General features: G+C 43.1%; 13 protein-coding genes and 1 pseudogene. 12 read left to right on the top strand and 2 right to left on the bottom strand.

Annotation, left to right across the window (positions count from 1 at the left end; genetic code table 11):
- The first annotated feature begins 13 nt into the window (after positions 1-13).
- The 10 genes and pseudogenes from lpxA (at position 14) to L5B76_RS02760 (ending at position 9,815) form a co-directional block, all read left to right on the top strand.
- A complete protein-coding gene (gene lpxA / locus L5B76_RS02805; protein WP_265754145.1) occupies positions 14-802 on the top strand; it encodes an acyl-ACP--UDP-N-acetylglucosamine O-acyltransferase in 789 nt (262 codons plus the stop codon).
- An 80-nt stretch (positions 803-882) separates the two neighbouring features.
- The gene (gene lpxB / locus L5B76_RS02800; protein ID WP_265754144.1) at positions 883-2,073 is read left to right on the top strand and encodes a lipid-A-disaccharide synthase; all 1,191 of its coding nucleotides are present in this window, start codon (positions 883-885) and stop codon (positions 2,071-2,073) included.
- The gene (gene rnhB, locus L5B76_RS02795; protein ID WP_265754143.1) at positions 2,070-2,660 is read left to right on the top strand and encodes a ribonuclease HII; all 591 of its coding nucleotides are present in this window, start codon (positions 2,070-2,072) and stop codon (positions 2,658-2,660) included. Before lpxB ends, rnhB begins: the two co-directional genes overlap by 4 nt.
- A 1,000-nt stretch (positions 2,661-3,660) precedes the next feature.
- Entirely contained in the window at positions 3,661-5,508 is a 1,848-nt protein-coding gene (locus L5B76_RS02790) for an SLC13 family permease (protein WP_265754142.1), read from the top strand.
- A gap of 9 nt (positions 5,509-5,517) precedes the next feature.
- Positions 5,518-6,123, top strand: a pseudogene (locus L5B76_RS02785) (CDP-alcohol phosphatidyltransferase family protein); the annotation flags it as partial.
- A gap of 118 nt (positions 6,124-6,241) precedes the next feature.
- The gene (locus L5B76_RS02780) at positions 6,242-6,871 is read left to right on the top strand and encodes a lysophospholipid acyltransferase family protein (RefSeq protein WP_265754141.1); all 630 of its coding nucleotides are present in this window, start codon (positions 6,242-6,244) and stop codon (positions 6,869-6,871) included.
- A gap of 1 nt (position 6,872) precedes the next feature.
- Positions 6,873-7,802, top strand: coding sequence for a phosphatidate cytidylyltransferase (locus L5B76_RS02775; RefSeq protein WP_265754140.1), 930 nt, complete (start codon positions 6,873-6,875; stop codon positions 7,800-7,802).
- Positions 7,803-7,820: 18 nt separating this feature from the next.
- Positions 7,821-8,405: a molybdopterin adenylyltransferase gene (gene mog / locus L5B76_RS02770; RefSeq protein WP_265754139.1), complete on the top strand. Its 585-nt coding sequence runs from the start codon at positions 7,821-7,823 to the stop codon at positions 8,403-8,405.
- 19 nt (positions 8,406-8,424) lie between these two features.
- Positions 8,425-8,763, top strand: coding sequence for a nitrogen regulatory protein P-II (gene glnB, locus L5B76_RS02765; RefSeq protein ID WP_265754138.1), 339 nt, complete (start codon positions 8,425-8,427; stop codon positions 8,761-8,763).
- The gene (locus L5B76_RS02760; RefSeq protein WP_265754137.1) at positions 8,763-9,815 is read left to right on the top strand and encodes an AI-2E family transporter; all 1,053 of its coding nucleotides are present in this window, start codon (positions 8,763-8,765) and stop codon (positions 9,813-9,815) included. The genes glnB and L5B76_RS02760 overlap by 1 nt, the downstream gene beginning before the upstream one ends.
- A 272-nt stretch (positions 9,816-10,087) precedes the next feature.
- Here L5B76_RS02760 and L5B76_RS02755 read toward each other — a convergent pair whose 3' ends face one another.
- Together L5B76_RS02755 and galE are read right to left on the bottom strand one after the other, a co-directional pair.
- Complete coding sequence (locus L5B76_RS02755) at positions 10,088-11,410, bottom strand: AmpG family muropeptide MFS transporter (RefSeq protein WP_265755511.1); 1,323 nt, start codon at positions 11,408-11,410, stop codon at positions 10,088-10,090.
- A gap of 72 nt (positions 11,411-11,482) precedes the next feature.
- The gene (galE, locus tag L5B76_RS02750; protein WP_115249938.1) at positions 11,483-12,499 is read right to left on the bottom strand and encodes a UDP-glucose 4-epimerase GalE; all 1,017 of its coding nucleotides are present in this window, start codon (positions 12,497-12,499) and stop codon (positions 11,483-11,485) included.
- Positions 12,500-12,697: 198 nt separating this feature from the next.
- Between galE and L5B76_RS02745 the strand changes: the two genes are divergently transcribed.
- Positions 12,698-14,011, top strand: a complete 1,314-nt coding sequence (locus L5B76_RS02745) for an NCS2 family permease (RefSeq protein ID WP_265754136.1) — start codon at positions 12,698-12,700, stop codon at positions 14,009-14,011.
- A gap of 272 nt (positions 14,012-14,283) precedes the next feature.
- Positions 14,284-15,453 carry a bifunctional tRNA (adenosine(37)-C2)-methyltransferase TrmG/ribosomal RNA large subunit methyltransferase RlmN gene (locus L5B76_RS02740; protein WP_115249936.1) on the top strand — a complete coding sequence of 390 codons (1,170 nt, stop codon included), beginning with the start codon at positions 14,284-14,286 and terminating at the stop codon, positions 15,451-15,453.
- Positions 15,454-15,480: the final 27 nt, after the last annotated feature.

Below are 15,480 nucleotides of genomic sequence, written 5' to 3'. Positions count from 1 at the left end.
ACAAGAGGTCAATATGATCCATTCAAGTGCAAAAATTCACCCTACAGCCATTGTAGAAGAAGGGGCAAAAATTGGCGAAAACGTGGTGATTGGCCCGTTTTGTATTATTGGTGCTGATGTAGAAATTGGCAAAGGCACCGTGTTGCACTCGCATATCGTGGTTAATGGCGTGACCAAAATTGGCGAAGACAATGAAATTTTCCAATTCGCCAGCATTGGTGAGAAAAACCAAGATCTGAAATACCAAAATGAGCCAACGAAAACCATTATCGGCAACCGTAACCGCATTCGTGAAAGTGTAACTATTCACCGTGGCACGGTGCAAGGTGGTGGCGTAACGCGTGTGGGTGATGATAACTTATTTATGATCAATGCCCATATTGCACACGATTGTAAAATCAAAAATCGCTGTATTCTTGCTAACAATGCCACGCTTGCAGGGCACGTTGAGCTTGATGATTTCGTGATTGTTGGCGGAATGTCAGCGATTCACCAATTTGTCATTATCGGTGCACACGTTATGTTGGGCGGTGGTTCTATGGTGAGCCAAGATGTACCACCTTATGTAATGGCACAAGGCAATCACGCTCACCCTTTTGGGGTGAACATTGAGGGCTTGAAACGTCGCGGTTTTGATAAACCTACATTGCACGCCATTCGCAACGTGTACAAATTAATTTATCGCAGTGGAAAAACCTTAGAAGAAGTGATGCCAGAAATTGAGCATTATGCCAAAACAGAAAGTGCAATTAGCTTTTTCCTTGATTTCTTCAAGCGTTCAACACGCGGGATTATTCGGTAACACCGGCTAAAAATATGACAATTTTTCACCGCACTTTGCTTATTGCTTAACCCTCGCAATATAAAGTGCGGTTGTTTTTTATGAGAAATTTATTCATGGAACAAGCAAAAGCATTTCCAACAATCGGTATTGTCGCAGGTGAAGTTTCTGGCGATATTCTCGGCGCAGGGCTGATGCGTAGCCTAAAAATCCGTTATCCTAACGCACGTTTTATCGGCATTGCTGGCAAGCAAATGTTGGCAGAGGGCTGTGAAACCTTAGTGGATATGGAAGAAATTGCCGTAATGGGGCTAGCAGAAGTGGTAAAACATTTGCCACGTTTGCTGAAAATCCGCCGCCAAGTTATCGACAAAATGCTACAAGAAAAACCTGATGTGTTTATCGGCATAGATGCCCCTGATTTCAATCTTGACATTGAACTCAAACTTAAAGAACAAGGCATCAAAACCATTCATTACGTCAGCCCATCAGTGTGGGCGTGGCGACAAAATCGGATTCACAAAATTGCACGCGCCACCAACCTTGTTCTTGCGTTTTTACCTTTTGAAAAAGCCTTTTACGATCGTTTCAACGTACCTTGCCGTTTTATCGGCCATACAATGGCAGACGCCATTCCCTTAAAACCTGATCGCCTTGCCGCTTGCCAAATGCTTAATATTGATCCACGACAACGCTATTTAGCGATGCTGGTTGGCAGCCGTGGCTCAGAAGTGGAATTCCTTGCTGAACCTTTCTTGCAAACCGCCTTATTGCTGAAACAACAATACCCCGATGTGCAATTTCTCGTTCCCTTAGTGAATGAAAAACGTCGTCAACAATTTGAACAAATTAAAGCGAAGATTGCCCCTGATTTACCAATGATCTTGCTTGATGGGCAGGCTCGCCAAGCGATGATCGCCGCCCAAGCCACCTTGCTTGCTTCAGGCACGGCAGCATTAGAATGTATGCTATGCAAATCGCCAATGGTGGTGGGTTATAAAATGAAACCCTTCACTTACTTCCTAGCTAAACGCTTGGTGAAAACCCCTTATATTTCATTACCGAATTTACTGGCGAATGAAATGCTCGTGCCAGAAATGATCCAGCAAGATTGCACCGCAGAAAAATTGGTAGAAAAGCTCGCTCCTTATTTTTCCACAGAAGAAAGTGCGGTGCAAAATCGCCATAATTTAGTGCAACACTTTATTGATCTGCATAAAATGATCCAATGCGATGCAGATAAACAAGCCGCCGAAGCGGTGATTGAATTATTGCAAGGGGAAAAGCAATGAGCGAATTTGTCTATCCTGATTATGAACTGATCGCAGGCGTTGATGAAGTGGGACGCGGGCCTTTAGTGGGCGCAGTGGTAACCGCCGCGGTGATTTTAGATCCGAATAATCCCATTGAAGGCTTAACCGACAGCAAAAAGCTCTCGCATAAAAAACGCCTAGCCTTAGTCGAAGAAATTAAACAAAAAGCCAAAGCTTGGGCGCTAGGGCGCGCTGAACCCGAAGAAATTGATGAACTCAACATTTTGCACGCCACAATGTTAGCGATGCAACGCGCAGTCAATCAGCTTAAAATCACACCGCACTTTGTGCTAGTGGACGGCAACCGCATCCCCCCATTGCCAATGCCCGCCCAAGCGGTGGTGAAAGGGGATAGCCTTGTAGCAGAAATCAGCGCAGCTTCTATTCTTGCCAAAGTCGCCCGCGACTTAGAAATGGAAGAGTTGGATAAACGCTATCCCCAATACGCCTTCGCCCAACACAAAGGCTACCCAACAAAATTACATTTAGAAAAATTAGCAGAACACGGCCCCTTACCCCAACACCGCCGAAGTTTCGCCCCAGTAAAAAAACTGATTACAGAATAAAAAGTGCGGTCGTTTTTCCCAAAAAATTTAAAAAAATCCCACCGCATTTCTATTTTTAAACTATTTATAAGGGCAACTAGACAAGTTTTCCCGTCCAAATTGCCCGAATGAAGAAAGAATTTTTAGAAAAGTAACGCCTGAACGCAGCGAAGCGAGTATGGGCTTACTTTTCGTTAAGAAAATTCTGTCGAAATGAGGAAGAGCAATTTGATCGGGGACGCTTTTCTTTGCTTACTTTCTTTTGCGGAAACAAAAGAAAGTAAGTCGCTCAACGAGCGAAACACGTTATAACCACAAAGAAAAACGCAATCAGCCAAATGGCAAAACAACGCCGTATGGAAGTAAAAGAAATTTAGCGATAGTAGGGGAACTTTTTCTTTGCTTACGTTCCTTTTGGGAACACAAAAGAAAGGAAGTTGCCAACGGCGAAACCCGTTATAACTACAAAGAAAAACGCAATCAGCCAAAAGTAAAAATAAGTAATAACAAAGTGCGGTACTTTTTCAAAAAGTTTTTAAAATCCCACCGCACTTTAATTACAATTTAATGCAAAATAGATTGTTAACCATCGGACAACCCCCTTGTAAATTGCCCGAATGGAAATAAAATTTTTAGAAAAGTAACGCCTGAACGCAGCGAAGCGAGTATGGGCTTACTTTTCGTCAAAAAAATTTTATTGGAACGAGGAAAAGCAATTTAGTAGGGGGGCCCTTTTCTTTGCTTCCTTTCTTTTGGGAACGCAAAAGAAAGGAAGTCGCTCAACGAGCGAAATACGTTATAAATCCAAAGAAAAACGCAATTATCCCAATGGCAAAACAACACCGTATGGAAGTAAAAGAAATTTAGCGATAGTAGAGGAGCGTTTTCTTTGCTTACTTCCTTTTGGATAAGCAAAAGAAAGGAAGTCGCTCAACGAGCGAAATACGTTATAAATTCAAAGAAAACCGTAATCAACCAAATAATAAACAAAACGACCAAAACCTTAACCACGGAGACCCCAATGCCCCCAATCACCAATATCCCCCTTGCTAGCGTTGTGATTTTTCTCGCCATCGCTGTACTCTTGTTTATCCACAACAAAATCCGAATGGACGTTATCGCCCTGTTGGTAATGCTTGCTTTTTGTGTGAGTGGCATTTTGAGCGTGCAGGAAGTTTTTGCTGGATTTAGTGATCCGAATATTATTTTGATTGCCTTGCTGTTTATTGTCGGGGAAGCCTTGGTACGCACTGGCGTAGCCTATCAAGTGAGTGAATGGCTGATGAAAGCCGCGAAAAATAGCGAAACTCGCGTACTTGTTTTAGTGATGTTAGCGGTAACAGGATTGGGATCCTTTATGAGTTCCGTAGGGATTGTGGCGATTTTTATCCCTGTGGTATTGGTGATTTGCCGCCAAATGCACATTTCGCCAAGACGTCTGATGATGCCGTTGAGTATGGCTGGGCTAATCAGCGGTATGATGACCTTAATCGCCACCGCCCCAAATTTGGTGATTAACGCGGAATTAATCCATCTCACCAAACAGCGTTTTGATTTCTTTTCTTTCACGCCTATTGGCATTGTGATTTTGTTGCTAGGTATTGTGTATATGTTGGTGGCTCGCCGTTGGTTAGGGCAAGCTGAAAATGAACAAAGCGAAGGCGTGAATCGTCATTCCATTCAAGATCTGATTGAAGATTATCAATTGCAAGCACGCACCAAACGTTTTGTAGTGCGAGCAGGATCGGATTTTATCGGGCAGCCCTTAGAAGCCTTGCATCTGCGCTCTAATTATGCCTTGAACGTGCTGGCGATTGAGCGTTGGAAGCGTTTTCGTCCAAGATTTCTAGCAGATTCCTTAGGCAAAATTGAAATTCGTGAAAAAGATATTTTGCTGATTGATTGTGCTGATCCTGAGTTAGATATTAATGCATTTTGCCAACAACATCAGCTTGAGCCAACGGAATTGCGTCCTTACCACTTTGAACAACAAGCCAAGTTTATGGGAATGGTGGAAATTACGCCAATTCCTGAGGGGGATTATCTTGGCAAGACGGTGGCAGAAATTGGTTTTCGTTCACGTTTTGGGTTAAATGTGGTGGGAATTAAACGCAATAATGAGATTTTGACAGGCAGTTTGATTGAGCAGCCATTAAAGATCGGCGATTTACTGTTGGTGGTGGGATCGTGGAAATTGATCCAAGCAATGCGTAATAAAACAAAAGCCTTTTTCGTACTCGATTATCCTGCGGAAATTGAACGCGCTGCGCCCGCGCAAAGCCAAGCGCCTTATGCCATTTTGTCCATTGTAACGATGGTGGCATTAATGGTAACAGGCGTTGTGCCGAACGTGGTTGCTGCACTAATCGCCTGTTTAATGCTAGCGAAATTCCGCTGTGTTGATGCGAAAAGCGCTTACGCGTCCATTCATTGGTCGAGCTTAATTTTAATTGTGGGAATGATGCCATTTTCCACCGCACTACAAAAAACAGGCGGGATTAATTTGATCGTAGAATTTATGATTAACACTGTAGGAGGAATGGGTAAACATTGGATTTTAATCAGCTTGTTTACCCTGACTGCGGTGATTGGCTTGTTTATTTCTAACACCGCTACGGCGATTTTAATGGCGCCGATAGCCATCACAATGGCGCAGCATTTACAGCTTTCCCCATTGCCTTTTGCAATGACGGTGGCGATTGCTTCGTCCGCCGCCTTTATGACGCCGATTTCTTCGCCAGTAAACACAATGGTGCTGGGCGCAGGGAATTATAAATTTGGCGATTTCGTCAAAATTGGTGTACCTTTTACTTTGCTAGTTATGCTGGCAACGGTGTTTCTTGTTCCAGTATTATTTCCGTTTAAATAAGGAGAAATAATGAGCATTTACGATTTAAAACCGAAGTTTCAAAATTTACTGCGTCCAACGGTGGTGAAGTTAGAACGCAAAGGCGTTACGGCGAACCAAGTTACACTTGCAGCCTGTGGGATTTCAGTCATTTTAGGCTTATTTTTGACCGCACTTTCTGCGGTGCATTGGCTGTTTATTTTAATTCCTATTTGGCTTTTTGTGCGAATGGCGCTTAATGCCATTGACGGAATGTTGGCGCGAGAATTTCAGCAAAAATCACGCTTAGGCGGTTATCTTAATGAAATTACCGATGTGGTTTCTGATGCGGCGTTGTATCTGCCTTTTGCTTTTATCGCCCCTTTTGATCCCCTTGTCATCGGGCTGATTATTTGGCTTGCCGCCTTAACGGAATTTTGTGGCGTGTTAGGGCAAGTGCAAGGACAAACACGCCGTTATGACGGGCCTTTGGGAAAAAGTGATCGTGCCTTTTTATTTGGCTTATTAGGATTGATTTATACCTTTATGCCGATTTTACCAACGTGGTTTTATGCGCTCGCTTGGCTTGTAGTCGCGTTGTTAATTTTAACTTGCGTGAAACGCGTGAAGTCAGGGCTGGCGGAAAGCAAGGCTTTAGATCAAAATGTTGAAAATAAACCTGATGAAGAACAAGCAGAAGATCGCACAGACAATGAAAGTGCGGTGCAATTTTCCGCAGAAAATGCTACGCAACAAAAATCAGAGGAGAATGAAAATGCTCGCTAAACTGGTTGATTTTCTTTTATGTCGTTTTACCTCTTTTATTAGCGGTGTTCGTCCGGCGAAAAATATCGCCCTGCTTTCCGCAGATAAGCCAAGGCTTTATTACGCCAATCACAACAGCCACGGAGATTTTATTTTATTCTGGGTGTCTTTGCCTTATGAGGTGCGCAAGAAAACCCGCCCTGTGGCTGGTGCGGATTATTGGACGAAAGGCAAAATTCGCCGTTTTCTTGCGGAAAAAGTGTTTAATATGCTGTTGATCGAGCGTAGCGGTAATGATCCTAAAGCCGTAACAGAACAAATTAGCCAAGCGCTGCAAGAAAACTCATTGATTATTTTCCCCGAAGGCACAAGAAAAACCAATGATGATCTTGACCTTCAGCCCTTTAAAAGTGGTTTATATTATTTAGCCAAAGCCAACCCTGATGTGGATCTTGTGCCAGTTTGGATCAGCAATACCCATAATTTATTGCCGAAAGGCTTTATTCTGCCAATTCCTTTGCTGTGTGATCTATATTTGGGCGAGCCGATTCATTGGCAGCCACAAGAAGATAAAACGCAATTTCTAGTGCGAGCAGAGCAGGCCTTGCTTAATCTTAACCCGAAACATCAAGGAGCATAAAATGGAAATGTGGAATTTATTTTGGGGATTAATTTGCACCTTGCTATTGGCATCGGGCATTGGTTATGTGCTGAAATGGAAAGTGGGTTTTTCCACGCCCCATTCGGTGATAGACAACCTAAACGCACGCATTAATGCGTGGTGGGTGATGATTTTAATTATCTTCGCCGCCGCCTATCTCGGTTTTTATGGCGTATTGGGCTTATTTTTTATCGTTTCTTTTATGGCGTTACGGGAATTTTTATCGCTGATTGATATTCGCCGTGGCGATCATCTCGCTTTAGTGGCCTGCTTTTATTTCATTTTGCCGCTGCAATATTATTTTGTCGCGGTGGATTGGTTTAGTATGTTCAGCATTTTCATTCCTGTTTATGCGTTCCTATTTTTACCGATTTTATCCGCATTGCTAGGCGACACGGCACATTTTTTAGATCGTTCAAGCAAAGTGCAATGGGCGGTGATGATTTCTGTGTTCTGCATTTCGCATATTCCTGCCATTCTCACCCTAAATATTGCAGGATTTGAAGGCAAAAGTTTATTATTAATGATCTTTTTGATCCTGATTGTGCAAGCGAGCGATGTGTTGCAATATGTATGGGGAAAATTATTCGGTAAACATAAAATTGCGCCAACTTTATCCCCTTCCAAAACCGTAGAGGGTTTTGTCGGTGGCGTATTGAGCGCTTCAGCATTGGGCGGATTGCTTTCTTGGCTAACGCCGTTTAGCGCCGTGCAAGCTACCTTAATTAGCTTGGTTATTTGTTTAATGGGCTTTTTAGGTGGGCTGGTGATGTCAGCAATGAAACGCAGTATGGGCGTGAAAGATTGGGGCAATATGATAAGTGGACACGGTGGAATGTTGGATCGTATGGATAGCCTATGCTTTGCCGCACCGATTTTCTTCCATATTGTGAGATATTATTGGATTTAATAAAAAACAGAGGAAAAAATGACCGTACTTTTAAAAATTGGTTTAGTTTCAGTGTCCGATCGCGCCTCGCAAGGCGTGTATCAAGATCAAGGCATTCCTGAATTACAAAAATGGCTCGAGCAAGCCTTGCTTGATCCTTTTGCAGTGGAAACTCGCTTAATCCCTGATGAACAGCCCATTATCGAGCAAACCCTATGCGAGCTAGTGGACGTGCATCATTGCCACCTTGTGCTAACCACAGGCGGAACAGGGCCAGCCAAACGAGATGTAACGCCAGATGCCACCCTTGCCGTGGCAGATCGCGAAATGCCGGGCTTTGGTGAACAAATGCGTCAAGTGAGTTTACATTTTGTGCCAACCGCCATTTTATCGCGTCAAGTGGGTGTTATCCGCAAAAATAGCCTAATTTTAAATTTACCAGGGCAGCCAAAGGCGATCAAAGAAACCCTTGAGGGCGTGAAAGATGAGCAAGGCAATGTGCTAGTTAAAGGCATTTTTTCTGCCGTGCCTTATTGTTTACAGCTGATTGACGGTATTTATATTGATACCAAGCCAGAAGTTATCGCCAGCTTTAGACCAAAATCTGCCAGACGTGAAAGTTAATTCCAGTGAGAAAATCAAAATGAAAAAAATTGAAGCAATTATCAAACCATTTAAACTCGATGATGTCCGTGAAGCCTTATCAGATATTGGCATTACAGGAATGACAGTAACAGAAGTGCGTGGTTTTGGACGCCAAAAAGGGCATACAGAGCTGTATCGTGGCGCGGAATATATGGTGGATTTTCTGCCAAAAGTCAAAATGGAAATTGTGATCCCTGATGAGCTGGTGGAGCAGTGCATTCAAGCCATTATGGAAACCGCTCAAACAGGTAAAATTGGCGATGGCAAAATCTTTGTCTATGATGTTGAACGTGTGATCCGTATCCGTACAGGCGAAGAAAATGAGGAAGCGGTGTAATGGATAAGCGTTTGCCGATCAGCCAGTTATTAATGGCGCTGTCTGCCTTAGTGGTAATTCTGGCTGGCGTGAAATTGGCAGGGGAAATTGTCGTGCCATTTTTACTTTCCCTGTTTATCGCCATTATTTGCTCGCCCGTTGTGAAGTTTATGACAACTCGCAAAGTGCCGCATTGGTTGGCGCTTACTTTACTGTTTTTGATGATTTTGACGGTGTTTTTCTTTCTTGTCAGTCTTATCAACAGCACCGCGCGCGAGTTCAGCCAATCGATCCCGCAATATCGTCTATTGCTTTCACAGCGCCTTAATGATCTTGCGACAATCACTCAGGGCTTACATTTACCCGTTGCTGATTTGCGGCAACAAATTATGGATCATTTTGATCCCGCAATGATAATGAATTTCGCCAGCGGATTTTTGCTCAGTTTCTCTGGCGTGGTAACCAACGTCTTTGTGCTGTTTTTAGTGGTCTTGTTTATGCTATTAGAAGCGCCCACCGCCAAGCATAAATTTGCCGTGGCGTTCAGTAAGCCGAACCAAGTGGCACAATATGAAGGCTACATTGACCGCATTCTAAAAGGTGTAATGGATTATCTCGGCGTGAAAACCTTCACTAGTTTTTTAACTGGTTTAGGCGTATTTATTTTGCTCAAAATTTTTGGCGTGCAATATGCCATTTTATGGGCAACGCTCAGTTTTCTACTCAATTATGTCCCGAATATCGGCTCAATTATCGCCGCCATTCCCATTATCGTTCAAGCCTTATTGCTTAATGGCTTTTTCACCGGCATAGGCGTTACCATTGGCGTTATTAGCCTAAATATGATCATCGGCAACGTGCTAGAACCCAAAATGATGGGCAAAACCCTCGGGCTTTCCACCCTTGTGGTCTTTCTCTCCCTTTTATTCTGGGGCTGGCTGCTCGGCTCAGTCGGAATGTTCCTTTCCGTCCCCCTCACAATGGTGCTAAAAATCGCCCTCGAAGCCAGCCCAGATACGGTGAAATATGCGGCGTTGCTAGGTGAAACTCAACAAACCAAAGAGCAAGAATAGTTTTTTCATTAAAAATGTAGCGGAGAAGAGCGGTGAGTTTTTGGGGAAATTTGTATAAGAGCGAGTTTTAACTTTTCTAAAGTTAGTATGAAATGAAAAAAAGGCGAACACTGTATTCGCCTTTTTTATTGTGCTGTTTTATATCCGATAATCATCAGTAAAAATTCTCACAAATTTCACCGCTCTTTTAATTTTACTGTTTTATTTATTATCTTTGCGATCTGGATCGCAAATCTAAATTTAAAAAGTGCGGTGGTTTTTTATTGATATTTTTATGGCTTATTGCTATTTTCAGCATCGTTATTAGTGGCTTGGCTGTCATTATCATTTACTGGATCATTCCAAGGGGCAACTTTAACTAAACATAGCATTCCGGGGATAGCGAGCCAGAAGCAAAGCCAGAAATAATCATAGTAGCCCAGCCAATCGATCAACGCACCAGCTTGGGTATTGAGTGTGGCTCTTGGCAGTGCGGCAAGGCTGGTGAATAAGGCGAGTTGGGTGGCGGTGTAAAGGGGATTGGTTTCCCTTGCCATAAAGGCAACAAAGGCGGCTGTGCCTAAACCGATGCCGATATATTCCGCTGCTACCACAAGGCTGAGCGACCATAAGGCGCGGCTATCTACGGTTTCAAAAGGCCCTTGTTGGGCGAGCCAAGCAAAGCCAAGAATGGTGATAATTTGCACCAATCCAAATAACCATAAGGCACGGTTAATGCCCACTTTCAGCATTAAAATCCCGCCTAAAATACTGGCGACTACCATTGGCCATAAAGAGGCATTTTTCACCACTAAACCTATTTCGGTTTTACTAAAGCCCATATCTAAATAAAAAGGCGAAATCAGTGCGGTTGCCATACTATCGCCCAATTTATACAGAAAGATAAACATTAGAATACCAAGTGCTGACCAAACACCTTTACGCTGGAAAAATTCGCTGAAAGGATCAATGACATTCTCTTTTAAAGTGCGGTGTTTTTTTAGCGCAATATTAGGTTCGGTACTTAAAAATAGACACATTAAAATCCCCGGCAACATAAATAGTGCGGTAATGATAAATACCGTTTGCCAAGGAAAATGATCCGCTAAAATCAGAGACAGTGAGCCAGGAACAAGGCCGGCTATACGGTAGGCATTCACGTGAATGGAGTTGCCTAAACCTAATTCATTGTCGGTTAAAATTTCTCGCCGATAGGCATCTAGCACAATGTCTTGCGTGGCGGAAAAGAAGGAACAAAGCACGCCCAAGGCGGCGATTAAACTGAGTCCAAATTGTTTGCTTGGATCTAAAAAGCCAAATAAGGCTAAACTGATTAATAGTAAAATCTGTGAAATGAGCATCCAGCCACGGCGGCGGCCTAAAAAGGGTGGTACAAAGCGATCGAGCAGGGGAGCCCAAATAAATTTCCACGAAAATGGCAACATTATTAGCGTGAAATAACCTAGCGTTTTGAGATCAACATTTTCTGCGCGTAGCCAAATAGGTAACAAAGAAACTAGAACATAAAGGGGTAAACCCGAGCTAAATCCCGTGAATACGCAGATCAGCATATTACGGCTGAAAATTTGTGAAAGTAAATTCGATTGTGTGGTCATAGCCATAAAGTGCGGTGTGTTTTTCAAACAAATTGTGCTGCAAGTTTCCTTACAGCACAATGAGATTAACGATTAATCACGATACCCTTGTGGGTTCTTTTTCTGCCAATTCCAAGTGTCTTGCATCATTTCCGTTAAGCCGCGTTCTGCTTTCCAGCCTAATTCTTTAGCAGCAAGAGAAGGATCAGAATAGCACGTTGCAATATCCCCTGGACGGCGCGCCACTAATTGATAAGGAATTTGAATATCGTTGGCTTGCTCAAAGGCTTTTACCATATCCAATACGGAATAACCTGTGCCTGTGCCAAGGTTATAAATGTGTAATCCTGCATCGTTTTGATGACGATCTAAAGCTTTTAAATGCCCAATCGCCAGATCCACAACGTGGATATAATCACGCACGCCCGTGCCATCGTGGGTGTCATAATCACTTCCAAAAACGGAAAGTTGCGGTAATTTGCCGATGGCCACTTGGCTAATATAAGGCAATAAATTATTTGGAATGCCTGTTGGATCTTCGCCGATCAAGCCGCTGTGGTGCGCACCCACTGGGTTGAAATAACGCAAAATCGTAAAGCTAAATTTATCTTCTGCTTTGGCAACATCCGTTAAAATCTGTTCCACCATTAATTTCGATGTGCCGTAAGGATTAGTTGTGCCACCCACTTTGCATTGTTCGGTGATTGGCACAATTTCAGGATCGCCATAAACGGTCGCTGATGAGCTAAACACTAAATTCCACACGCCAGCCTTACGCATTTCATCAACCAACACCAATGAACCCGTTACATTGTTCATATAATATTCGATCGGCTTACGCACGCTTTCGCCCACGGCTTTCAAACCGGCAAAGTGGATTACGGAATCAATTTGGTTTTCTGCAAAGATTTTCTGCAGCATTGCACGATCTAACACATCGCCTTGATAGAATTTCACTGCCTTGCCCGTGATTTCTTCTACACGTTGCAATGATTTGGCGGAAGAGTTGGATAAATTATCCAGCACCACCACATCTTTGCCTGTATTCAATAATTCCACAACGGTATGAGAACCAATGTAGCCCGCACCGCCAGTTACTAAGATAGCCATTTTTTCCTCGCTTAGATTATTTGCCTTATTACGATTATTGCGCGCTATTATAAACGATTTATAAAACAAGCCCAAAAATTTCTGTAAAAATCACCGCACTTTCTATTAAGCAAACGTTTACTATTCTTTTCTTTTCTGTAAAATAGCGCCATTTTTTCAACAAGATTTTATTTTAACTTTATCAACGAAAGGAAATTTATGTTCGCAGAAAAACTTTTTGAGATCACCAAGCGTGGCTCAACGGTACGCCAAGAAATTATCGCAGGTTTAACCACCTTCTTGGCAATGGTGTACTCCGTGATTGTGGTGCCAAATATGCTGAGTGCCGCAGGCTTTCCCCCTGAAAGCGTGTTTATCGCCACCTGTTTGGTATCAGGCTTAGGTTCTATTCTTATTGGCTTATGGGCAAACGCGCCAATGGCCATTGGTTGCGCTATCTCATTAACTGCGTTTACCGCATTTAGCCTTGTATTAGGGCAAGGCGTGAGCGTTCCTGTCGCACTGGGAGCGGTATTCTTTATGGGGATCGTGTTCACCTTAATTTCCGCAACAGGCATTCGTGCGTGGATTTTACGCAACTTGCCAGCCAGTATTGCACAGGGCGCAGGCATTGGGATTGGTTTGTTTTTATTATTAATCGCAGCCAATGGCGTGGGCATTGTGGTGGGCAACCAAGCAGGTTTGCCGGTAAAACTTGGTGATTTCACCACATTCCCTGTATTGATTTCCCTTGCTGGCTTAGCGGCAATCATCGGCTTAGAAAGATTGCAAATCAAAGGCGGTATTTTGTGGGTGATCATCGCAATTACTCTTATTGGTTTGGCGGTTGATCCTAATGTTAAATTCAGTGGTGAATTATTCAAAATGCCAACTTTTGGTGAACAATCATTGTTCCTTGAACTGGATTTAATGGGCGCATTACAACCTGCCATCTTGCCTGTGGTGTTCGCCTTAGTAATGACGGCGGTATTTGATGCGACAGGGACAATCCGTGCCGTAGCAGGGCAAGCCAATTTATTGGATAAAGACGGACAAATCATCAACGGCGGCAAAGCCTTAACTTCTGACTCCGTAAGTAGCTTATTCTCCGGCTTATTTGGTACAGCACCGGCAGCGGTGTATATTGAATCTGCTGCTGGCACAGCAGCAGGAGGGAAAACCGGGATCACCGCAGTTGTTGTGGGAGTGCTCTTCCTTTTAATGCTCTTTTTCCAACCACTTGCCAGCCTTGTACCGGGCTATGCCACCGCACCAGCGTTAATGTATGTGGGCTTATTAATGCTTAGCAACGTAAACAAATTAGATTTTTCTGATTTCATCGGCGCAATGAGTGGCTTAGTTTGTGCGGTATTCATCGTTCTTACTGCAAATATCGTCACTGGCATTATGCTTGGATTCGCCACCCTTGTCATCGGACGAATCATCAGCGGTGAAGTGAAAAAACTCAATATCGGCACGGTGTTAATCGCTGCGGCTTTATTGGCTTTCTATCTTTGTGGCTGGAACATCTAATATTTATCATTTGATCTAAATGACATAAACCACCGTGAATTTTGCGATCTAGATCGTAAAAAAGTGCGGTGGTTTTTTCTTTTATTTTTCTTTTGGCTAAAATAGCGTTCAGGTTAGGCTGAAATTGCTAGATTAATCAAATAGAACTCTGTACAATCGCAACTCATTTTTTAAGCGGTAGAAATTTTCTTAATTTATAGCGGGTAAACTTAGCCTGAAAAAGCAAAAAAGTTTAGCTATATCAATGCCGTAATGTGTAATAACGAGGCTTTATGTTAGAACAGAATACAACTCAACAAGAAGGCTGCCAGCCTTCAGCAGAACCTAAGAAAAAAATCAATTTAATGAATTTAACACGCCAGCAAATGCGTGAATTTTTTCAAGAGTTAGGGGAAAAACCGTTTCGCGCGGATCAATTAGTCAAATGGATTTACCATTTTGGTGAAGACAATTTTGACAATATGACGAATATTAACAAGAAGTTACGCGAAAAATTAAAAGCCGTAGCGGAAATTAAAGCGCCAGAAGTGGCGGTGGAGCAGCGCTCTGCGGACGGCACAATCAAATGGGCAATGCAGGTGGGCGATCAGCAGGTGGAAACCGTGTATATTCCTGAAGCCGATCGTGCAACTCTTTGTGTGTCTTCCCAAGTGGGCTGTGCGTTGGCTTGTACTTTTTGTTCCACCGCGCAACAAGGGTTTAACCGCAATTTAACCGTATCAGAAATTATCGGACAAGTGTGGCGTGCATCAAAAATCATTGGTAATTTTGGTGTAACGGGTGTGCGTCCTATCACGAATGTGGTGATGATGGGAATGGGCGAGCCTTTGCTTAACGTGGCAAATGTAGTGCCAGCTATGGAAATTATGCTTGATGATTTTGCTTATGGTTTATCAAAACGCCGTGTTACCCTTTCCACTTCTGGGGTTGTGCCTGCGTTGGATAAATTGAGCGAAATGATTGATGTGGCATTGGCTATTTCTTTGCACGCACCAAATGATGAATTGCGTGATGAAATTGTGCCGCTCAATAAAAAATATAACATCAAAACCTTGATTGATTCCGTTAATCGTTATTTATCGGTGTCTAACGCCAATCACGGTAAAGTAACCATTGAATATGTGATGTTGGATCACGTTAATGACAGCGTAGAGCACGCGCATCAGTTAGCGGAAGTATTGAAAAATACGCCTTGCAAGATTAATTTGATCCCTTGGAATCCGTTCCCTGAAGCGCCTTATGCGAAAAGTTCTAATACGCGTATTGATCGCTTCCAGAAAACGCTGATGGAATATGGCTTTACGGTGATTGTGCGTAAAACTCGTGGTGATGATATTGATGCCGCCTGCGGACAGTTAGCTGGTGATGTGATTGACCGCACCAAACGTACCGCACAGAAAAAGCGTTTTGGCAGCCCAATTAATGCAGTGCAAGTGCAATAAATAGAAATTATTAACAAAGGAGAGAGA

It is taken from the genome of Avibacterium sp. 21-594, from assembly GCF_026226815.1.
Taxonomy (GTDB): Bacteria; Pseudomonadota; Gammaproteobacteria; order Enterobacterales; family Pasteurellaceae; genus Avibacterium; species Avibacterium avium.
Note: the sequence above shows the minus strand (reverse complement) of the source record. Positions and strands in the feature narration are given on the sequence as shown.